Below are 19,920 nucleotides of genomic sequence, written 5' to 3' on the forward strand. Positions count from 1 at the left end.
TTTTAACCTTGAAACAAACGATCACAGAACTGATTCTGCAAGCGGTGCAACCGCTGGTGGACGACACCTCCGGCCTGAATATTATTCTTGAGCGGCCCAAGTCGGCCGAACACGGTGACTTTGCCAGCAATATCGCCATGCAACTGGCCAAACCCCTCAGACAGAATCCACGTGCGATTGCACAGGCCATTATTGATGGGCTACCTGCCAACACCTTACTGAGCAAGGTGGAGATTGCTGGCGCCGGTTTCATCAATTTCTTCCTGTCGGCGGATAGCAAGCAGGGCGTTGTCAAAGAGATTTTTGGGGCAGGTGCAGCATTTGGCCGCAATACTTCCGGCCAGCAGCAAAAAGTGCAGGTGGAGTTCGTGTCCGCCAACCCGACCGGCCCGCTGCATGTCGGTCATGGCCGCGGCGCAGCCGTGGGCGATTGCCTGTGCCGCCTGCTGGAAGCCAATGGTTGGAAGGTGACGCGCGAGTTTTATTACAACGATGCCGGCGCGCAGATTGATAACCTGACCAAATCCGTGCATGCACGTGCGCAAGGCATCACGCCTGAAGATGCACGCTTCCCCGAAGACGGTTATCGTGGCGAATATATTGCCGAGATTGCCCAGGCTTACCTGGCCAAAGAGACGGTGACAGCCGACGATATGGCCGTGACTGCCAGCGGCGATATCAATGATGCCGAATCCATCCGTAAATTTGCAGTAGCTTATCTGCGTCATGAGCAGGACCTTGATTTGCAGGCTTTCCAGATCAAGTTTGACGTATTTTCGCTGGAAAGTGCCCTGTACACCGAAGGCAAAGTGGAAAATACGGTACAGGCTCTGATTGCCAGCGGCCATACTTACGAGCAGGATGATGCCTTGTGGTTGCGTACCACCGATTTCGGCGATGACAAAGACCGCGTCATGCGCAAAAAAGAGGGTGGCTACACCTATTTTGTGCCGGATGTCGCCTATCATCGCGAAAAATGGAACCGCGGTTTCACACGCGTGATTAACGAACAGGGCGCCGACCACCACAGCACCATCACCCGGGTACGCGCCGGTTTGCAGGCGCTGGATGCCGGCATTCCGCAAGGCTGGCCAGAGTACGTGCTGCACCAGATGGTAACCGTGATGCGCGGCGGCGAAGAAGTCAAATTGTCCAAGCGTGCCGGCAGCTACGTTACCTTGCGCGACCTGATTGAAGAGGTCGGCTGTGATGCCACCCGCTATTTCCTGGCCGCCCGCAGCCCGGATTCGCAGCTGGTGTTCGATATTGACCTGGCGCGTGCGCAGACCAATGACAACCCGGTTTACTATATCCAGTACGCCCATGCGCGGATTTGCAGTGTGCTGAACCAATGGGGCGGTGACAGTGCCAGCCTGGCAGGCGCGGATTTATCTCCGCTGCAAAGTGCGGCAGAAACCGCGCTGATGCAGGCACTCAGCCAGTACCCGGAAGTGGTGGCCACTGCCTGCCAGGCATCGGCACCGCACATGGTCGCCAACTACCTTAAAGAACTAGCCAGTGCCCTGCATAGTTATTACAATGACACCAAGTTTTTGGTGGATGAGTCACAGCTCAAGCTGGCTCGCCTGGCATTGATTACGGCCACGCGTACGGTATTGCGTAACGGCCTGGGCCTGCTGGGCGTCAGCGCCCCGGAAAAAATGTAAGTTCCTTTTGAAACAAAACGGTTAAACACACTCATGAGTCGCGACTACAAACCCGCCCAGGCCAAAGCTAAAACAAAAAACAGTGGCAGTACCTTTTTCAATGGCTTGCTGGTGGGTCTTTTCCTCGGCGTCGCCATGACGGTGGCCCTGATCATCTATATCAAAGGCGACCACAGCCCCTTCTCCAGCGCCTTCAAAAAAGATGAAGGCCAGCAGGAGATCCCGATTAAAAGTACGGTGACCGAAGAAGAAATCAAACCCGGTAGTGCCGCCATCGAAGACCCGAACAAGTTTGATTTCTACACCATCCTGCCGGATACCGAGAGCAAAATCAGCGAGCAGCAGATCAGGAAAAACACGCCCATCAAACAGGAAAGCTATTTTATCCAGGTGGGTGCGTTTGCCAGGGAAGATGATGCCAATAACCTGAAAACCCGGCTGGCGCTAGTCGGGTTTGAAGCCTTTGTGCAAACGGCCGACATCCCCAACAAAGGCACCATGCACCGGGTGCGCATGGGCCCGCTGAATGACCCGGCCAAGATCAGCAAACTGAGCCATGAACTGGAAAGCAATGGCTTCCAGGCCAGCCTGATCAAGGTCAATATCGAGTCCTCCACCCATTAACGGATGGCACGCGATGGCACCGGATTCGATTGATTTGGATTTGATTACACGGGACTGTCATCGCTTTGACGCCTTCGCCCGTTAAACCATCACTTTTCTACCCAACCATTTTCCATTAAACAAGGAAACCAATTTTATGAAGAACATGTTGTTGAGTTTGATGCTGTGGGCAGGTTTGGCCTCTGGCGCTGCCTGGGCGGATACGCCGCAATTGGGCACACAATTTGAGCAGGTCGCACAACAGATCACCACCGACCAGCCAGCCAAAATCGAAGTAATGGAAATTTTCTGGTACGGCTGCCCGCATTGCTACCACATGGAACAACCGCTGGACGCCTGGGTGAAAAAATTACCGTCCGATGTCTATTTCAAACGCGTGCCTGGCCTGCCTAACCCAAGCTGGGCGCCAATGGCCAAGGCCTATTACGCCATGCAGGAACTCGGTGTGCTGGATAAACTGCATAGCAAGTTATTTGATGCCATCCACAAAAGCAAAACCCTGAATCCGGCCGACGAAGCCGGTGCGATTGACTGGGTGACCCAACAAGGCGGCCTGGACAAAATCAAGGTGGAAAAAGCCTTTAAATCTTTTGCCACCAATATGCAATTGAACAAAGCCATGCAGATTTTCCGCGCTTCCGGTGCCACCGGCGTACCGGCACTGGTAATCGATGGCAAGTATATTACCGGTAGTTCCATGGCTGGTGGCAATGAAGCAGCCCTGCAAACCGCGGATTACATTATCCAGAATATCCGTAAAGAGAAGGCCGCCAAAAAATAAAGCATTAAGCTGGCCAGCAAAAAGCCCTGTTCACACAGGGCTTTTTTATTTAGCTGCGCAACCAGCGACCTATCCACGTTTCCGGCATTTCGCTACCAGTGACCAGGTAGTGCAGGGTTTTAATATCATGCATGACATAACGCTGGATAGACTTTGCCTGATCCATGCCGCAACACAGGATTTTGTCACCAATCTGCAAAGGCGTGGACAACTCGGGCAACAGCAATTTCTGCTCACCCCGCATCAGCATCAACGGTACCACCGGCATTTCAAAACGCTGCTGGCCGGAGGGACTTAAGGTCAGGTGCTTGATGGTTGGCTGCAGGCCTTGCTCCATCAAGGCACACACCGCAAACGCCATCTCTCCTGCAATGGTCAGGTCCCAAGTATCCGGCACGTGCTCGCCCAGCTTGGAGACCAGTTGCGCAATCACCGCATTGGCCCAGGCATTGGTCTGGTGCCTGGCAGTCGCCAGGAACTCCGCCAGCATGGGCGAGACCATATAGGACAAACAGGTATGCGCAATCACATCGCTGGGCTGCATGGTGATGTCGGCATTAAAGTGCTGGAACAGCGGATCATTGTGACGCTTGTTCTTGCGGATAATCACAAACAGTTCCGGATTGGCCTCCAGCGCCGTCATCACAATCGACAGGTTGTTAATATCGTTATCGGTACCGGCCACAATGCCCACGGCTTTATCCACACCGGCCTGCTGCAGGATATGCGACTCCACGCCACTACCGACAATACAGTGATTGCATTGCGTGCCAACCGGGTCGGCCTCGATAATGGTCACATTCATGGCGCCGCTTTGCAGGCTGTTCACCACCGATTTGCCAAAGCGGCCAAAACCACAGGCAATCCAGTTGCCACTGGGAATCGCCGCCGGTGCGGCAATCGCATCACCAGGCGCGCGCGTCAGCCACTCATGTAACAGGTAAGTGCCAAGCGCATTCAACCGCATGGCCAGGTGCTCACCAAAAATCTTGTAAGGGTTAATGATATGGTCGGTGCCGAAAGACGCCATATTGGCCGCCACCACATCATTTTCCACGCGTGCCAGCACCGGCAGTTCCGGGGTCATCAGTTTGATCGCCACCGAAATTGCCAGGTTGGCATGGTCATCATCGGTCAGTGCCGCCACACCGCGGCACATCGGGTTTTTAATACCAGCGTAGAGCAGCACTTCAGAGAGCTGGGCATCCGCGCATAAATGCGGAATATAAAACTGGTAATCGGTCATTTCCAGCTCGTTGACGCGATCCGGCGAAATCTCCAGCACCACCACCCGCAACTCGTTTTTATCCAGCGCCCGCACCAGCTCACTGCCGGTTTCGCCATAACCGCAAATCAGGTAAAACGGCTCCATCAGGTTGCAGACATCGCGCTGGAATTTGGCGGTTTTAATCGCCTGCTTGAGCGAGGTCTCCTGGAACAGCGCAATAATCGCCCCGATGGCATAAAACCAGGCAATCACGGTCAGGTAAATCGACAACGTCATCCAGAGGCGCTGGTGAGCAGTAAACGGATAGGGGATCTCACCGAAACCGATGGTGGTCGCGGTATAGCTCAGTATATAAAACGCATCGAAAAAACCCAGGTGATAAGGCCGGCCATGATCATCAATACCGGTAATCAGCACAAAACCGATCAGGGCAATGGCATAGCTGATAATCACCAGCAGCAACGGCGCGCGCATGCGCCGCAGGATAAGGAAAATAATTTGATTGAGACTCATCGCTGTCCCTGCAGACGCGGAGGAGGGATTAACGACGCAACGTCACCGTTTCGTAGATCAGCAGGATCACCGAGGTGATATTGGCCAGGAAAGCACCGCCCGATAGCGACACAATCCCGACGATCACTTCCGGCTGCATGCCTTTATCCCCGGCCGCAGTCCAGATAATCGCTGCTGCAATCAATTGCAAATCCGCCACCAGGCTGGTCGCCAGGTGAATGGCGCCAATCTGCGTGCGATCACCAAACTTCAATACCGTCGCAATCAGGTTAACCACAATCGCGATATACAACTCATAATGCAAATGATGCTGGGGATTATCAATCTGGCCGACAAAAAAGCCGAAATTGAGCGTCATCGCCAGGATAATAAAAAAGCCAAAGATTACTTTTTCCAAGTTCATCCGTGTTTCCTCTTATCGTTTTATGGCATTCTAACCCAATCACTTTTATTTCGTACTGTTTATGCAAGCATCCAACACATCCCTACGCATCGTCATCACCGGCGCCAGCAGCGGCATAGGCCAGGCCCTGGCACTTGCCTATGCCCGCCAATATGGTGCGCGCTGCACACTGGCACTGATCGCGCGCAACCAGTCTGCGCTAGCCACACTACAGCAACAAGTCACCGCATTAAACAGCCAGGCCTACAGTTACGTGGCTGATGTGCGCGATGCGGCGCGCATACAAGCGATTGCGAAAGACTTTTTAACCCAGGCAGGCACACCCAATATTGTGATCGCCAATGCCGGTGTCAGTCGCGGCACCCTGACGGAATATCAACAAGATATTCCCGCCTTCCAGGCCGTGTTTGATACCAATGTCATGGGCCTGGTACACACCTTTCAGCCTTTTATTGCCGCCATGAAAACTGCCGCAGGCCGAGGCGAACCTGCACAACTGGTCGGCATTGCCAGCGTCGCCGGTATTCGTGGCTTGCCCGGTGCCGGCGCCTACAGCGCCAGCAAAGCTGCTGCCATCACCTACCTGGAAAGCCTGCGGGTGGAAATGCAGCTTTACGGCATCAGTGTCACGACCATTGCACCAGGCTATATCCGCACCCCAATGACGAATATCAATACTTACCCGATGCCGTTTTTAATGGATGTGGACGTATTTGCCAGTAAAGCACTCAAAGCAATTCACCAGCACAAACGCTACACCGTCATCCCCTGGCAAATGGGCATCATCGCCAGGTTTATGCGCCTGCTACCCGCCTGTGTGTGGGATTTCATCATGAAAAAAGCCCCGCACAAGGCGAGGCTTTAATCACTGGTATTTCAATAACCTAGGTTAAATCTTTAATCGTTTCAGTAGAACCATTGGTTTTCACCGAAGCAATGCCGTTATCACGCCCAGCTTCTGCAGAATACATCTGGCTGGTACCAATCACTTGGCTATTGGCCGCCAGCAAATTGAAATAAGGGCGGCCATCTTTCGCTGTCAACTTCTGGTAGCGGTCATCCGACCCACTGTTTTTTTGGACAGAAGCAATGCCGTTCTGAGCCGCTGCCTTGGTGGTGTATTGCTCGCTCCTGAGAATCTGTTCCCCATTACCTGCCTTCAATGCAAAACTGAATTGACCGTTTGCATCACTTTTTGTCAGTTCAAACCAACCTGCCATCGCTCTCTCCCTATTCACATTAAAAAATTTATGATTTATTAAACCATCAGGAACAGATAGAGAACTATCGAAGAGGCAGAAATTTTACATAACTTTATAACTACATCGCTCGCAATACTTTACATTTACCTTTCCTGATGAGATTACGAACTGGATTATATTGCCGATAGAGTTAAAACAAGGGGTTGGAGAGCATCACTTGTTTCATCCAGCAGAGTTTATAGATTTATGATGGCTCAACCTTTTAGGATTGACCGAGAACCTTAAATGATAAAAACTGTAGTTTAAAGGCATTAATTGCTGCTATTTAGCCATTTTGGGTAAAAATTGCCACTGATAGATAATTTTAAAGATAACAAAAATGATTAACTTTCCGGTAATTCGTTCAGTTCAAATTCAGAATTATGGCCTCTATCGAGGGGAGAGGAATGATGGAAACCTTTCTAGAGAAATGCTTTCTGGCGTAAACCTGATAGTCGGGGTTAATGGTATTGGTAAAACTACGTTTTTAACAATGTTGCTTAGAACGCTAACTGGATTAAAAGACATTGAATCAGGTGGCGACCTAGGACGAGGGGCACGGAAGCCAAGTAGTGCTGATAAACAATATTTTGCTAGACGCGTTAGAGACAATGCCGCCGATGCCACTGTACGGGCTGAAGTATTATTTGGAACTCAAGTAATAGTCATTGAGCGGCACCTTAAGAATCTCTCAATTAAGTCACTCAAGGTTAATGGCATAGAGCTCCGTGGTGATAGTGCCGATCATTTTGAAACCCTATATGAACGAGCGGTGATAGAAGCCTCGGGGTTACCAACTTTCTATGATTTCTTACTTATTCTGAGATTTGTTTGTTTTTTTCTTGAAGACAGGCAGCCGCTTATTTGGGATAAGAATGCTCAGTATGAGGTTTTGAGAGCGCTATTTGGTGAGAGAACTGTCGATCCAACTGCCTACTTCACTGCCTATAACAAGATGACGTCGTTAGACAGTGAGCTCCGCAATCATCGAGCTGCTCTAACCCGAATGCAAGCCCGTTTGGATAAAGCGACCGCGGCAAAAGCAGCGGAGCCTGTTCTTTCTCAAAGACTACAAGAGCTTGTTGGACTCAGTGGCGAGTTGGCTGAGTCCTTGGATACGTTGGAACAGCAAAGTTCTGAAGCCAGAAAAGCAGCCTATGATGCGCGCCAAAAACTGGAGGCAGCTAAGTTTGATTTGCAGATGAGACGAACGGAGCTTGCAGGTTTACAAAAGGCCTTTTTAGCTGGCTTGTTTCAAACTGCAGAAGATGATGTTGCTCATAGAGTCTTACAAACCCTAATGCATGGAAAATGCACAGTATGTGGCTCATCTGAGCCAGAGACGATAGCAACTCTTCGGCAAAATGCTGAAAAAGGACTGTGTCCAGTTTGCCAAACGCCGCATGATTTACATGAGCATTCTAGCGAATCTGCCACGTCGATTACATCTGACATTCACGCAATAGAGCTACGCATCGGGCGCCTAACAGGGGAAATTAGTGCTTTAGAACACGAGACTCAAGTATTAGCCAGAAGCTTTCATGATTTATCCAGGAGAGCTTCAGATGCACGCTTGCAACTACATACGATAAATAGCGAAAGAGCTGAACTATCACGGCAACTTGGTGAAGACAAGGACACTCCTCAGATCAATGATGAGTTGAGACGCTTGCGTGAGTTGGGTGAGGAAATGGCTAGCGAGCGGAAAACACAAGAATTAATTGTGAAAGAATTCCTGGAGCAAATGGAACAGAAGGTGAATGCTCGCTGGGAAAGCATAGCTGAACGTTTTAGAACTTACATCTCAGGCTTCATGGCCGAAACATGCTCCCTTACCTACAAAGTCGATGAACGTACTCTTTTTGAGGGACAAACCGATGTACGCGTGGGCTTCCCGCTCTTCTCTGTGAGATTAACTTCAGGGGTATTTGAAAATGAAAACGAGGCCCCTTCCAGAAATTCCATCACCGAAGTTTCCGAATCTCAAAAAGAATTTATTGATTTAGCTTTCCGTATGTCAATCATTGCTGAAATTGCAAATGATGCTCCATCCATGTTTGTTGTCGAAACACCAGAAGCAAGCTTGGATAGTGTATTTGTTCCCCGCGCAGGAGCAATGATTAGACGCTTTCTTTATCAAGATGGAAAATCTAGATCGCTGATTGCTAGCGTTAATTTGAATAGAGAGGCAATGATTCCTGCTCTTTTTGGGGTGCCATCTGAATTTGAAGTTAATCAGTTCTCAGAACGCAAAGACTGGCAGGCCCTTAAGTTGGCATTAAGCCAATCAACACCATTTTCTGAACGCGAGAAACACATTGTTAACTTGCTAGCTTTAGGTGTTGGCAATGCTGCATTAAAAAAACATACACAAGAATATGGACATGAATATCAACATGCACTGAAGCCATCTTGGGAGCAAAGCGCTTTAGATAGTTTGGCTCGTCTAGGGTAAGAACATGGACGCTCGTGCATCGTTTAAAAAACTCTGGTTGCTGGCAATATTGCAGGCAGTAAGAGCCGCAGGTATCGGAGCTGCATCTAGCGCTTTTGTACATCGACTTGTGTATTTCACTACTGCTTTGGCTGTTGTGTCTCGTCAAGAACCTGAGGTTGCTTGTGTTATTAAACGAGACGTCGGGCCATATTTTCCAGATTATGCGTGGGAGCTTGAACGCCTAGTAGGTATGGGATTAGTCACTACTAGAAAGCAATTCAACGATATAGCAGATCTCGATACGCACACGTTATATAAAATCTCCTCAGAAGGTCTTGAACTACTTGGTAATGTCACGGCTTCGGTCACTTCCCTCAAAGAAATCATTCATCACGTTGGATTCTGCATTAGAGAATTAGCTTTTTCAGGCGTGTTACAGGATCAAGGCTCGTGGGAGGCGGATGCTAATCAAAAGTCCCGCACACAGGCAACTGGTGAGCTTATTGATTATGGAGAAATTCAGCCGTCTTCAAGAGTTAACTTTTCAGCAATAGAAGCGGCCCAATTATTAGGGATATCTATTGAGGCTTTTGCATCACCCATAGAAGCTAGTGAAACATTAAGAAGAGGAATATCTTGGGATCAACGTGAAAGCAACGCTGAACCATTAACTAGCTTGAAAAATGAATATGTTCCAGGTCTATGCATAGCGGACTTGTTACCTCTCCATGGTCCTTCCTTATTTGCTCGTAATCTGGGTATAAGGCGTGGACTCTACACAGTCCAGCATCCCGAATTAAAGTCACATGATAGCGGCTCAGGGTTTGTGCCCCCGGATGTTGGTTGGGCTAATGAAGAGTTAGAGGGAATCCTGACATGATGGCAGATCAAAATAATCTCCCCAAGCTTTCACTAACCACAAGTGCGAGCCATAGTCCGTTTTCTAGCAGTGTAGCGTTCAGCGAGATAGCCGAGTTTGTACATAGCTGTCTTCCTGACGCTGAAGTACAAAAAACATGGGGAACACTATTTGTTGTCAGTAATGATCTTGATGAACTTTCATCCACGCTCGGTTTAACTGTTCATAGTCATCTGCTGATGGATGATTCTATTGCTTACAACGACATAGATCAAAGAGTCATTTTTGTGGCAAGTGGCGGCCCTGCTGCCATCATATTGGATCCCTCACCGACGCTTAGCGACGCTATGAAATTGATTACGGGGTATGGATATGGCAATGCGCCGGCAGTTTTAGTCCACACCTCTCGAACCCCCAGAATATATCGCTTTTTTGAGCAAGGGATTGTGCAGCCAACAAATGCATTCACTACGCCAGTGGGCGGTGCATTTGGTCAGTTAGTACTGGAAAATCTTCCTGCTGCTCTGGACTGGGTCGAAGAGAATTCAATTTGTCCTGCTTGGAATATTGATGAGCTATGGCAAATACCAGATAAGTTTGTTCCTCAGCAAAATGCAGAACGTCGAGTTCAAAATCTATTAAGAAATGGCCTGGCTGTAGTTTTAGGAAAGGCTGTAGTCTTGGAAGAAACTAGCAATGCCTCTGGACGAGCTGATGTGGTTATTCTTCCTTCAAATCCTAAATTCAAAGTTAACTATATAGAATTAAAGGTAGTTAAGACCTACCACTCAGTGAAGGATATAAAACTAGATGTACCAAACAAAATTGGAGACACGAAAAACAGAAGGTGGGCCTTATCTGCCATTCGCCAGGCCGCTGCGTATCGTGGCAAGAATCCCAATGCAGATGCACACGCAAGAATTTACGATATGAGGAAAGAGCGACTTAACATCATCCCTGATGAACAAACTAAAGAGGCTGCTCACAAGCGAAACGTGACTATCAAGGCTCGTGTCTTATATCCAACGACTGAAGGGATTCAGGAAGAAACAGCTGCTGTAAGTTAATTCTTGGATAAAAGAACGAGCGACTCAGCCAACTTGAGATTCCCCCCTTGTTGAGCACTTGATCGCATGGAGCGCACCCGCTTAGTAGACTCAACCTTAAACCCTAGGCTAGGCGCCAATTCAGATAGCACTTTAGCTACTCCAATGTGGATGTCACGATACTGAGAGTCTCCGACTACCATTCCCACGTAATTCCCACTATTTAAACGATCACGCATAAGCTCAAGAATATCTGCAAGGTCTGAGAAATAGTCTCTTACCATTTCAGGAATTCGGCTATCCCAAAGTTCACCTCGAGCCTTAACTAATTTCTTATATACAGATTGAAAGTGCTTTGATGGAAGTTCACGTGCTGGGCGAGATGCCGTTACTTGCACATGAGACCGTAAAGTACTTTTTCTTAAAGCAAGATTTTCTTGGGCGGAGGTGAGATACCCAAGCATCCACAACTCGATGTTATATACATCGGTATAGTCGAAGGAGTTAGGGTATGGAGGGGAGAACAGACAAAAATCGAACCCCAATTCAACAGTTTTAAGCTGTTGTCGACAATCACCTCTATATAGAGAGTAATCGGCTATCGGTCGACAAAGAGCAATTGCTAAATCCTCTGCAATGCATACACAAGCGCTGTGGAATGACGAAAAAACCCCTGGGGTGATACGCGTTTGCCATCCACGACGATAACGTCGCCCCTTCCCATTTACGTAGCAATTTGACGTATCGACCAAAATGGATGCAAGAGCCACTCGCAAAATCCGCTGATATTCAGGCATTGCCACTCCTTCAATCGCTTGCCTCAATGCCAAAATTTCGCGCGCGGTTTTTTTGGAATATATATACCTTCCTTTCACCCCCGGCTCAATAAAGCTAGGAGGTAAAACATATTCATCTTCTAAAGCTTTTGTGCACGAATTTTTTGCCTGCTTTTCAACCTCATCCTTTACTAACATGAAATAGTCGAGGTCTATAGGGCAAAGTTTCGATTCAATCAGATCTGCAAGAAAAGGATTAACCTCAATGATCGACGGAGGAACTCCAAGGAACTGGCAAGTAACGGCTGTCGTTCCGGAGCCCCCAAATGGATCCAAAACTGCTTTTGGTTTATAGGGCAGCTCTTCAATAACTTCTTTTACAAAAGACGGGGCAAACGCTTCCTTAAACTTGAACCAACGCTGAAAGCCAAGCTCATGAGTGCCTTGGTTGGTAGTTGGTGCTGGCGACTCCCAACTTGATACCCAGCGACTGAATGCTATGTTATCAGCGAGTGTTGAAATTTCCAGATCCATCTATACCCCCTATATATCAATGCTTTTTTTGTGAGTCATTTCGCGCACTCAAAATTTCAAGGCATTGCAAAAAAAATGCATGGGAAAAGCCTCCCCGATTTACCTTCTTCGTAAACGCATGAGGGGTCATTTGCACTCCCACTTCTGCAAGAAGCTTCACCACCTGGCTATAAGTAAGGCCATGTCGGGTGATCTCCGCTTTCAGATCATTTGCAGCTTCTTTATCCCAGTTCACTTTATTAAAACATTCCCATTTGTGGGTATATTTAACCCCATATTAGTCCATTTGTTAGATGGCGTCTACTTTAATGCCCTAATATAAAGTGAGTTCATTTCATTTTCAGAATGGAAGTCATGAGATTGATCGGCCTGATTTATGGAGCAATAAAAAACCCTCCATTAGGAGGGTTTAAATGAAGGCTAGGAATGTTCCTGATGGGCAAGAGGACATTTAGAACAATGCGACCTCATAGGATGCTTTGGGCATCAGGTTGCTAATAGCAGTTTAGCGTGCAATGGGCTTGTAGCGAATGCGTTTGGGTTTCGCGCCTTCTTCGCCCAGCCGTTTTTTCTTGTCAGCTTCGTATTCCTGGTAGTTACCGTTAAAGAATGTCCATTGCGAATCGCCTTCTGCGGCCAGGATATGGGTGGCGATACGGTCGAGGAACCAGCGGTCATGGGAGGTCACCAGCACACAGCCGGCGAATTCCAGCAAGGCGTCTTCGAGTGCGCGCAGGGTTTCCACGTCGAGGTCGTTTGAGGGTTCATCCAGCAGCAGGACGTTGGCACCGGAGATCAGGGTTTTGGCCAGATGCAAACGGCCACGTTCACCGCCGGAAAGCTGACCGACGATTTTCTGCTGGTCGCCGCCCTTGAAGTTGAAGCGGCCGATATAAGCACGGCTAGGCATTTCGAATTTGCCTACACTCAGCACATCCAGACCACCGGAAATGGCTTCGAAGACGGTTTTATCGTTATCCAGGCCTTCACGGCTCTGGTCAACTGCGGCCAGTTTCACAGTAGGGCCGGTGATGATTTCGCCGCTGTCTGGCTGCTCCGTGCCTTGCAGCATGCGGAACAGGGTGGATTTACCGGCACCGTTGGGGCCGATCACGCCGACGATCGCACCTGGCGGGATGCTGAATGACAGGTTATCAATCAGCAGGCGGTCACCAAAGCCTTTGGAGACGTTGTTGAATTCAATGACCTGGTTGCCCAGACGCTCGCCTGGCGGAATAAAGATTTCCTGGGTTTCGTTACGGCGCTGGTATTCAACGCTGGACATTTCCTCGTAACGGGCCAAACGCGCCTTGCTCTTGGACTGGCGTGCCTTGGCACCCTGACGCACCCATTCCAGTTCCTGCTTCATAGCTTTACGGTGGGCGTCTTCCTGTTTCTGTTCCTGTGCCAAACGGTCTTCTTTCTGTTCCAGCCAGCTGGAATAGTTGCCTTTCCACGGGATGCCTTCGCCACGGTCCAGTTCCAGGATCCATTCGGCCGCATTATCAAGGAAGTAACGGTCATGTGTCACGGCCACCACGGTACCGGGGAAACGCACCAGGAACTGCTCCAGCCAATCCACAGACTCTGCATCCAGGTGATTGGTCGGTTCGTCCAGCAATAACATATCCGGTTTGGACAGCAGCAGTTTGCAGAGTGCAACACGGCGCTTTTCACCACCGGACAGGGGGCCGATTTTGGCATCCCACGGCGGCAGGCGGAGTGCATCAGCGGCAATTTCCAGTTGCTGTTCAACATCACTACCGCTGGCGGCCAGGATATTCTCGTATTTGGCTTGCTCTTCGGCCAGCTTGTCAAAATCAGCATCAGGTTCAGCATAAGCGGCGTAGATTTCTTCCAGCTTCTGCTTGGCTTCCATGATGGCACCCAGGCCGGCTTCGACTTCCTGACGCACGGTTTTTTCCGCATCTAGCTCCGGCTCTTGTGGCAGATAACCGATAGAGATATTCGGCTGCCACTGCACTTCGCCTTCGAACTCCTTGTCGGCACCAGCCATGATACGCAATACGGTGGATTTACCAGAGCCGTTCAAGCCCAGCAGGCCGATCTTGGCACCGGGGAAGAATGACAGGGAAATATTTTTGATGATCTGCCGTTTGGGCGGCACGATTTTGCTCACACGGAGCATGGACATTACGTATTGCGCCATGAAACTCTCTGCTGTTGTGGATGTGAAAAGCGTATTTTAATACGCATCACGTTGATGCGTACGATTAAACACCAGATGTTGGTAACAACAGAAATGAAAAAGGGCCCAAATGGCCCTTTTTTACCGATGGGCTGGTTAAGCGGCTTTCTGCTCAACCGTTTTCTGCTCAACCAAGGTAGGTACGACTGTTTGTACTTGCGTGCCGATTTCGATTTTGCGTGGTTTGAGGGCTTCGGGCACTTCACGCACCAGCGCAATGGTCAACAAGCCGTTTTCCAGGTTGGCACCGGTCACTTTGACATGGTCAGCCAGCTGGAATTTGTGTTCGAAATCGCGAGTGGCAATACCTCGGTGCAGGAAAGTTGTTTCCTGCTCTTTTTTCGTTTTGCGGCCAGTGACGCGCAAGGTCTGGTGTTCGGTTTCAATTTCCAGTTCGTTTTGCTGGAAACCGGCGACGGCCATCACGATTTTGTAGGCGTTTTCGTCCACCAGTTCAATGTTATAGGGTGGGTAGCTGATTTCGTTTTCGCTACGCTGGCCTTCGTTAAGCATTTTTGCCAACCGGTCAAAGCCAATAGCGGTTCTGTAGAAGGGGGTGAAGTCATAAGTACGCATACGTTTATCCTTTTCAAAATTAAGCGATTAACATGATTCACAGACCTCAAACTGCAAGCATCTGTGATTTCAATATGGGAACACGCTTTATTTTTTCAAGTGGATAAAACAGCGGCCTCTGTTTAAACGCCCAAGGCTTCGGTCCAGGCCAGGGCCTCCATATGGCACTGGTTTACCTTGTCCGGATTCAGGTGCAGCAAGTCGGCCAGTTGCAGGATCTGGTCACTATTGGCATCTTCACAGGCTTCGGTCAGTTTGAGGAAAGGCCCAAAAATACCTTCGCGTTTGGTGAGCGCTTCCATGATGGATTCCGGCAATTGCAGTTTTTCCAGCACATCTTCCATCGGCAGTTTCAGCATCACATCCAGCAGGGAAAACACACCGACCACAAACAGGTTATCGCGGTTATTTTTGTCAAAGAAAGGTTCGCCCAGCAACTCGGTCAGGCGCCCGCGCGTGATAGAGGTCTTCATCAGGGCAGGGGAAGTGCTGTTATTGCCTGCCGTGACCATGAGCAAGGTGAGCCAGCGGTATAACTGGTTACGGCCAAGAATGGTCAACGCATGCCCGATGGACTGCACTTCGCAGGATAGGCCGAAGCCGACCGAATTAATATAGCGCAATAATTTATAGCTGAGCGTGGTGTCACGTTTGAAGCCGTTTTCTATGGTTTTGTTGTCCGCTTCCTGGCTGACCAGGTTCAGCAAGTGCAACACGCCTTCAAAGCTGGGGTTGATAACTTTGGCATTCAGGTTTTCGGGCCTGGCGTAAAAATAACCCTGAAACTGCTGATAGCCGATTTCCTGCAGGCTGGTGAATTGTGCATTCTGCTCGACTCTTTCCGCAATCAGTGTGCAAGCGGGCGTCTGGTATTTTTTCAGCCAGGCCTGGGCGGTAGCCATATCAACCTCGCGCATATCCAGCTTGATATAGTCAGCCAGCGGCAGCAGGGCTTCCAGTTGCGGATAACGTTGCGGGTTATCCAGCGCCAGGCGGAATTTGTTTGCCTTGAGTGCCTGGCAACGCGCGAGAATCTCCGGCGTCACTTCCATCTGGCGCACCAGCTCCAGCACGGTTTTTTCGGCTGGCATCAACGCCAGGAAATCACTGTTGAGCATAATGTGATCGACATTGATAAACGCCAACTGCTGACCCAGCAGCCAGCTCTCATGCATTTCATCAATGGTGGTGGAGAGGATCCTGGCGCAAGTCTGGATATCTTCTGCGAACGGCGCATGATCGCCATGGCGGTCATTCTTGAAGAAGAATTCGTAGCCTATGATTTCCTGTTTACCGTTAACAACAGGCTGCCGCCCGATAATGCTGTGCTGTGGAGAGGTCATGACTGCTTCCGCCAATGTTCAAGTTTCATTTTTAGTATTTTACCGACCAGCACCATCATAAAGCCTGGACATGAAAATCAATAGTGAAAGCAATCAGCATAATCAAGGATTGTTTCCTGATTTGGATATATGCCAGCCATTTACCCGCGCGCTCCCAAGCTTTCAGCATCATCCCTTATAATACGCATCCGTGTTTCATTTGTCAGTTTGGAAGTTGTATTGCCAGCAGTTAAAAACAAAGACGGGCTGTCGCACGAACATGGCAACCTGCAAATGTGGGGATCTGTCGCCACCATCGCCATCGGTAGCTTTGCCTATGTCACAGCTGAATTTATTCCGGTAGGAGTACTGCCCGCCATCGCCAGCAGTTTCAGTATCACTACCGGCGACGCCGGCCTGATGCTGACCATGCCCGGCCTGTTAGCCGCACTGGGTGCGCCATGTGTATTATTGCTGGCAGGCAATTTGAACCGCCGCATCGCCGTGCTGGCATTATGTTCGCTGCTGGTGATTGCCTGTGGCATTTCCGCAGTGGCCACCCAATATGCCTGGATGCTGTTTTCCCGCTGTTTATTCGGCTTTGGCCTGGGCGGCTTCTGGTCGCTGGCCATCGCACTGGCACCGTCGCTGGTGCCTAAGGAAATGGTGACAAAAGCCACCGCCGCCATTTTTGCCGGGTTCAGCGTGGCGCTGATTGTGGGTGTGCCCATCGGGACATTTGTGGCGGAAGTCTGGAACTGGCGCGCAACGTTTGTGGTGGTCGGGTTAATGGGTTTGCTCACCGTGATCGCGCAATACTTTTTCCTGCCCTCATTACCGGCAAAATCCAGGTTGAGTGTGGCGGATATCGTCGCTTTCTGCCGTCCGTCCAGCGCCAGAATCAGTATCCTGCTGATTGTGCTCGCCTTTATCGGCCATTTTGCGACCTATACCTTTGTCGCCCCACTATTACATCACGCCGGTGTTAATGGTGAAGGTATCACATTGGTCCTGCTGGGTTTTGGCCTGATTTGCTTTTTCGCCAACCTGATCATCGCCAGGATATTACCGAACCAACTGTATCGCCTGCTGATCGCCAACATGCTGACCGCGGCCATTGCCTTGCTGTCTTTCCTGCTGTTTGCCGATTTTGCCACACCGGTCGTTCTTGCCATTGCCGCATGGGCGTTTGCCTGGGGGTCATTACCCCTATGCCTGACCGCCTTCCACCGCAAAGTACCCACCCCCAATGAAGAGGCTTCCTCAGTGGTGTTTGTGGTGACGGCACAGGTAGCGATTGCTGCCGGTTCCGGCTTTGGCGGCAGTATCGTCGATCACTGGGGTTTGCTGGCTGTCTTTGTGGTCGGTGGTTGTATTTACCTGGCTGCGATAGGCTTTGTGGTAGGGCAAGGCAAGCAGAAGGTAGAGGCGTAGCTTTTCACCCTTATTCTCGGCAAACACATATGGCCTACACATCGGACTTCATTCTTTCCAGGCTGAACATCTGATCACATTGCAGAAATTACCCTTGTGAAAGTGCGGTTCCTTGTCAGCAATAACATCAGCTTTCACATTACCGAATGTCGTCTGAGGCTTATGTTTAATCCCCTCATAAAACGCTTGAATGATCGCCTCTTTGAACTGCGTCCCTCTCGGGTATGCCTGAACAACTGCTTCACGGACCGCATCACTGTATTGCGTATAAGTAAGTCCTAACACATCCATTTCGACACCCGCAGTCACTAATGCAATCAGTGGATCCATGTGCTCAGGAATGCCCGGCGTCGTATGCAGCGCAATGCCTGTCCAGACTTTATCAATATCCTGTTGATGAATACCATGTTGCAGCAGAAAATCTCTGGCGGCATTGGCACCATCAACCTCAAAACGTAAATTACTACTACTATGTTGGATTGTCAGCCCCATATCGTGGAACATGCAACCGCAATACAACAGCTCGGCATCAAATTTCAACCCACGCTGCTGGCCAGCCAGTGCGGCAAAGTAATAGACACGGCTTGAATGATTGAATAGTAATTCTGATTCTGTGTCCCGCACGACCTGTGAGATTTCGCGTGCCAGCTGACTGTCTGGAATACTGACTCCCTCAATAATAAGTGACATGATGAGCTCCGGTTAAAAGGAACTCCATTGTATTGATATGCCATCATGGCCTCAATTGACTTTTTACGTTATTTAGTGCCATTATGCTTATCATCTACCCTCCACTGGATTGAGATCAGAGATGACGAAATTAATTGGCATGCTGGCTTTACCAGGAGTACAGCTATTAGACGTCGCAGGCCCATTGGACGTATTTGCACAAGCGAATCATGAAGCAAGGAAAACCGTCTATACCCTGCAAGTGCTGTCGATCAGCAAAGATCCAGTGACCAGCTCATCAGGTATTAAAATCCATACTGATCAAGTGATTCCCCACGCAGACTGCAAATTTGACACGTTATTGCTGGCAGGGGGGCCAAATGCAAAAGATATCCATTTAACTTCAGCCATTATTGCGTGGATTATTGATGCAAGCAGGCATAGTCGGAGATATGGTTCGGTATGCACAGGTGCTTTTCATTTAGCGTCCACTGGCCTACTTGAAGGTCGCCACATTACCACGCACTGGGCTGCTGCCGATGACCTTGTAGCACGCTATCCTGGCATTCGTATAGATAAAGACGCCATGTATATCAAGGATGGCAAATTAAGAACTGCTGCAGGTGTGACTGCCGGCATGGATATGGCCCTGGCATTGGTCGAAGAAGACTTAGGCCGTGATATTGCCCTCAGGGTTTCTGAACAGTTGGTAATGTATTTTAAGCGGCCAGGCGGGCAGTTACAGTTCAGCAGAAAGACAGAAAATTTACCTGCTGTCAGATCGGTCATTCAAGAACTGCAAAGATGGGTATCCGCCAACCCCTCCATCAATCACTCTGTTGAAAATATGGCTAAGCATACCGGCATGAGTAAACGACATTTTTCCAGGGTATTTTTGGAAGAGATTGGCATGACACCTGCGGAATGGGTGGAAATTACCCGGGTAGAGGCGGCCAAGCATTTACTGCAAAATGGCCATGACACGCCTAAATCTGTCGCCTTCAAATGTGGATTTGCAAATGCAGACACCTTAAGAAGAAGCTTTAAGAAACATGTCGGACTGACACCCGCAGAGTTTAAACGCCACTACCCTTTATCCGCAGAATAAATAATTGCTAAACGAAAATATCAATCTGAGCCGGAGGTTTGTCATTGTGCATAGAAGTATTTTGTACTGGCTTTGCTTGTTGACTACTGTTTTTTGTAGCCGCCTGTTGAATTAAGTACTCCAGTCTATCCTGAGTGATCTGGATTTTCATTTGGATACTTTTTGCACGTGCCATTGTTTTTTCTGAAGGATTATTTAAAACATCCTTCAACTCTTGCGTTAGCTCTGCCAGCTTTTGTTTCAGGCCAGCGATAGTGCTGTCATTACCTGGAGATTGTGGTCCATGCCCATCGATTGGAAGAGAACCACCATGAACAGAAATTGAAGCCATATGTCGTCATCCTTTTTATAATAATTTATAAAATATGACTCTTTATCTGTATATTCAGACGTTTCTTGAGGTCTTATGACACGCCAAAAGAGGACAAACTCCGTCAGTTGGATTTAAATGCCGGAGAAAGAAAGATTTTCTACTTTATAGAATACGCTTTAG

Annotated in this window: 19 protein-coding genes; 9 read left to right on the top strand and 10 right to left on the bottom strand. The window is 49.1% G+C overall.

What is annotated here, in order from left to right:
- Positions 1-8 precede the first annotated feature (8 nt).
- From argS to BLP53_RS10835, 3 genes are all read left to right on the top strand, one after another.
- Entirely contained in the window at positions 9-1,667 is a 1,659-nt protein-coding gene (gene argS / locus BLP53_RS10825; RefSeq protein ID WP_091472177.1) for an arginine--tRNA ligase, read from the top strand.
- Positions 1,668-1,700: 33 nt separating this feature from the next.
- Positions 1,701-2,291 (top strand): SPOR domain-containing protein, encoded by a 591-nt coding sequence (locus BLP53_RS10830; RefSeq protein ID WP_091472178.1) that lies wholly within the window; start codon positions 1,701-1,703, stop codon positions 2,289-2,291.
- A 136-nt stretch (positions 2,292-2,427) separates the two neighbouring features.
- Positions 2,428-3,072 (top strand): thiol:disulfide interchange protein DsbA/DsbL, encoded by a 645-nt coding sequence (locus tag BLP53_RS10835; RefSeq protein ID WP_091472179.1) that lies wholly within the window; start codon positions 2,428-2,430, stop codon positions 3,070-3,072.
- Positions 3,073-3,121: 49 nt separating this feature from the next.
- Here the strand turns inward: BLP53_RS10835 and BLP53_RS10840 are convergent, their stop codons facing one another.
- Positions 3,122-4,813 carry a potassium channel family protein gene (locus BLP53_RS10840; RefSeq protein WP_091472180.1) on the bottom strand — a complete coding sequence of 564 codons (1,692 nt, stop codon included), beginning with the start codon at positions 4,811-4,813 and terminating at the stop codon, positions 3,122-3,124.
- 28 nt (positions 4,814-4,841) lie between these two features.
- Positions 4,842-5,216 carry a DUF6394 family protein gene (locus tag BLP53_RS10845; RefSeq protein ID WP_091472181.1) on the bottom strand — a complete coding sequence of 125 codons (375 nt, stop codon included), beginning with the start codon at positions 5,214-5,216 and terminating at the stop codon, positions 4,842-4,844.
- Between the two features lie 61 nt (positions 5,217-5,277).
- Between BLP53_RS10845 and BLP53_RS10850 the strand changes: the two genes are divergently transcribed.
- Complete coding sequence (locus tag BLP53_RS10850; RefSeq protein WP_091472182.1) at positions 5,278-6,081, top strand: SDR family oxidoreductase; 804 nt, start codon at positions 5,278-5,280, stop codon at positions 6,079-6,081.
- A gap of 19 nt (positions 6,082-6,100) precedes the next feature.
- On the opposite strand, the gene BLP53_RS10855 is transcribed toward BLP53_RS10850, so the two are convergent.
- A complete protein-coding gene (locus BLP53_RS10855; RefSeq protein WP_091472183.1) occupies positions 6,101-6,436 on the bottom strand; it encodes a YegP family protein in 336 nt (111 codons plus the stop codon).
- A gap of 361 nt (positions 6,437-6,797) precedes the next feature.
- On the opposite strand from BLP53_RS10855, the gene BLP53_RS10860 reads away from it, so the two are divergent.
- Genes BLP53_RS10860 through BLP53_RS10870 form a run of 3 tightly spaced genes read left to right on the top strand, consistent with a single transcriptional unit; the run spans position 6,798 to position 10,820 of the window.
- The gene (locus tag BLP53_RS10860) at positions 6,798-8,912 is read left to right on the top strand and encodes an AAA family ATPase (protein ID WP_091472184.1); all 2,115 of its coding nucleotides are present in this window, start codon (positions 6,798-6,800) and stop codon (positions 8,910-8,912) included.
- Between the two features lie 4 nt (positions 8,913-8,916).
- Positions 8,917-9,774 (top strand): hypothetical protein, encoded by an 858-nt coding sequence (locus BLP53_RS10865; protein ID WP_091472185.1) that lies wholly within the window; start codon positions 8,917-8,919, stop codon positions 9,772-9,774.
- Positions 9,771-10,820, top strand: coding sequence for a hypothetical protein (locus BLP53_RS10870; protein ID WP_091472186.1), 1,050 nt, complete (start codon positions 9,771-9,773; stop codon positions 10,818-10,820). The genes BLP53_RS10865 and BLP53_RS10870 overlap by 4 nt, the downstream gene beginning before the upstream one ends.
- Here the strand turns inward: BLP53_RS10870 and BLP53_RS10875 are convergent.
- The 5 genes from BLP53_RS10875 to BLP53_RS10895 form a co-directional block, all read right to left on the bottom strand.
- Positions 10,817-12,109 carry a hypothetical protein gene (locus BLP53_RS10875; RefSeq protein WP_091472187.1) on the bottom strand — a complete coding sequence of 431 codons (1,293 nt, stop codon included), beginning with the start codon at positions 12,107-12,109 and terminating at the stop codon, positions 10,817-10,819. The two genes, BLP53_RS10870 and BLP53_RS10875, sit on opposite strands and share 4 nt — an antisense overlap.
- 16 nt (positions 12,110-12,125) lie before the next feature.
- Positions 12,126-12,344 (bottom strand): DUF6471 domain-containing protein, encoded by a 219-nt coding sequence (locus tag BLP53_RS13935; protein WP_091472188.1) that lies wholly within the window; start codon positions 12,342-12,344, stop codon positions 12,126-12,128.
- A gap of 270 nt (positions 12,345-12,614) precedes the next feature.
- Complete coding sequence (gene ettA, locus BLP53_RS10885) at positions 12,615-14,279, bottom strand: energy-dependent translational throttle protein EttA (RefSeq protein WP_091472189.1); 1,665 nt, start codon at positions 14,277-14,279, stop codon at positions 12,615-12,617.
- A 135-nt stretch (positions 14,280-14,414) separates the two neighbouring features.
- Entirely contained in the window at positions 14,415-14,894 is a 480-nt protein-coding gene (locus BLP53_RS10890) for an Hsp20 family protein (RefSeq protein WP_091472190.1), read from the bottom strand.
- A 122-nt stretch (positions 14,895-15,016) separates the two neighbouring features.
- Positions 15,017-16,237 (bottom strand): EAL and HDOD domain-containing protein, encoded by a 1,221-nt coding sequence (locus BLP53_RS10895; RefSeq protein WP_091472191.1) that lies wholly within the window; start codon positions 16,235-16,237, stop codon positions 15,017-15,019.
- 219 nt (positions 16,238-16,456) lie between these two features.
- Here BLP53_RS10895 and BLP53_RS10900 point away from each other — a divergent pair, with 219 nt between their 5' ends.
- Positions 16,457-17,650, top strand: coding sequence for an MFS transporter (locus BLP53_RS10900; protein ID WP_176755275.1), 1,194 nt, complete (start codon positions 16,457-16,459; stop codon positions 17,648-17,650).
- Between the two features lie 48 nt (positions 17,651-17,698).
- Here the strand turns inward: BLP53_RS10900 and BLP53_RS10905 are convergent, their stop codons facing one another.
- Positions 17,699-18,340 (bottom strand): HD domain-containing protein, encoded by a 642-nt coding sequence (locus BLP53_RS10905; protein ID WP_091472193.1) that lies wholly within the window; start codon positions 18,338-18,340, stop codon positions 17,699-17,701.
- Between the two features lie 121 nt (positions 18,341-18,461).
- Here BLP53_RS10905 and BLP53_RS10910 point away from each other — a divergent pair, with 121 nt between their 5' ends.
- Positions 18,462-19,427 (top strand): GlxA family transcriptional regulator, encoded by a 966-nt coding sequence (locus BLP53_RS10910; RefSeq protein ID WP_091472194.1) that lies wholly within the window; start codon positions 18,462-18,464, stop codon positions 19,425-19,427.
- A 7-nt stretch (positions 19,428-19,434) separates the two neighbouring features.
- Here BLP53_RS10910 and BLP53_RS10915 read toward each other — a convergent pair whose 3' ends face one another.
- Positions 19,435-19,758 carry a FlxA-like family protein gene (locus BLP53_RS10915; RefSeq protein ID WP_091472195.1) on the bottom strand — a complete coding sequence of 108 codons (324 nt, stop codon included), beginning with the start codon at positions 19,756-19,758 and terminating at the stop codon, positions 19,435-19,437.
- Positions 19,759-19,920: the final 162 nt, after the last annotated feature.

The sequence above is a fragment of the Methylophilus rhizosphaerae genome, assembly GCF_900100975.1.
In the GTDB taxonomy this organism is placed as follows: domain Bacteria; phylum Pseudomonadota; class Gammaproteobacteria; order Burkholderiales; family Methylophilaceae; genus Methylophilus; species Methylophilus rhizosphaerae.

Excerpts from the sequence above, each read along its gene's own strand:
- BLP53_RS10830 (WP_091472178.1), top strand. The coding sequence starts at position 1,701 with ATGAGTCGCGACTACAAACCCGCCCAGGCCAAAGCTAAAACAAAAAAC.
- BLP53_RS10835 (WP_091472179.1), top strand. The coding sequence starts at position 2,428 with ATGAAGAACATGTTGTTGAGTTTGATGCTGTGGGCAGGTTTGGCCTCT.
- BLP53_RS10840 (WP_091472180.1), bottom strand. The coding sequence starts at position 4,813 with ATGAGTCTCAATCAAATTATTTTCCTTATCCTGCGGCGCATGCGCGCG.
- BLP53_RS10845 (WP_091472181.1), bottom strand. The coding sequence starts at position 5,216 with ATGAACTTGGAAAAAGTAATCTTTGGCTTTTTTATTATCCTGGCGATG.
- BLP53_RS10850 (WP_091472182.1), top strand. The coding sequence starts at position 5,278 with ATGCAAGCATCCAACACATCCCTACGCATCGTCATCACCGGCGCCAGC.
- BLP53_RS10855 (WP_091472183.1), bottom strand. The coding sequence starts at position 6,436 with ATGGCAGGTTGGTTTGAACTGACAAAAAGTGATGCAAACGGTCAATTC.
- BLP53_RS10860 (WP_091472184.1), top strand. The coding sequence starts at position 6,798 with ATGATTAACTTTCCGGTAATTCGTTCAGTTCAAATTCAGAATTATGGC.
- BLP53_RS10865 (WP_091472185.1), top strand. The coding sequence starts at position 8,917 with ATGGACGCTCGTGCATCGTTTAAAAAACTCTGGTTGCTGGCAATATTG.
- BLP53_RS10870 (WP_091472186.1), top strand. The coding sequence starts at position 9,771 with ATGATGGCAGATCAAAATAATCTCCCCAAGCTTTCACTAACCACAAGT.
- BLP53_RS10875 (WP_091472187.1), bottom strand. The coding sequence starts at position 12,109 with ATGGATCTGGAAATTTCAACACTCGCTGATAACATAGCATTCAGTCGC.
- ettA (WP_091472189.1), bottom strand. The coding sequence starts at position 14,279 with ATGGCGCAATACGTAATGTCCATGCTCCGTGTGAGCAAAATCGTGCCG.
- BLP53_RS10890 (WP_091472190.1), bottom strand. The coding sequence starts at position 14,894 with ATGCGTACTTATGACTTCACCCCCTTCTACAGAACCGCTATTGGCTTT.
- BLP53_RS10895 (WP_091472191.1), bottom strand. The coding sequence starts at position 16,237 with ATGACCTCTCCACAGCACAGCATTATCGGGCGGCAGCCTGTTGTTAAC.
- BLP53_RS10905 (WP_091472193.1), bottom strand. The coding sequence starts at position 18,340 with ATGTCACTTATTATTGAGGGAGTCAGTATTCCAGACAGTCAGCTGGCA.
- BLP53_RS10910 (WP_091472194.1), top strand. The coding sequence starts at position 18,462 with ATGACGAAATTAATTGGCATGCTGGCTTTACCAGGAGTACAGCTATTA.
- BLP53_RS10915 (WP_091472195.1), bottom strand. The coding sequence starts at position 19,758 with ATGGCTTCAATTTCTGTTCATGGTGGTTCTCTTCCAATCGATGGGCAT.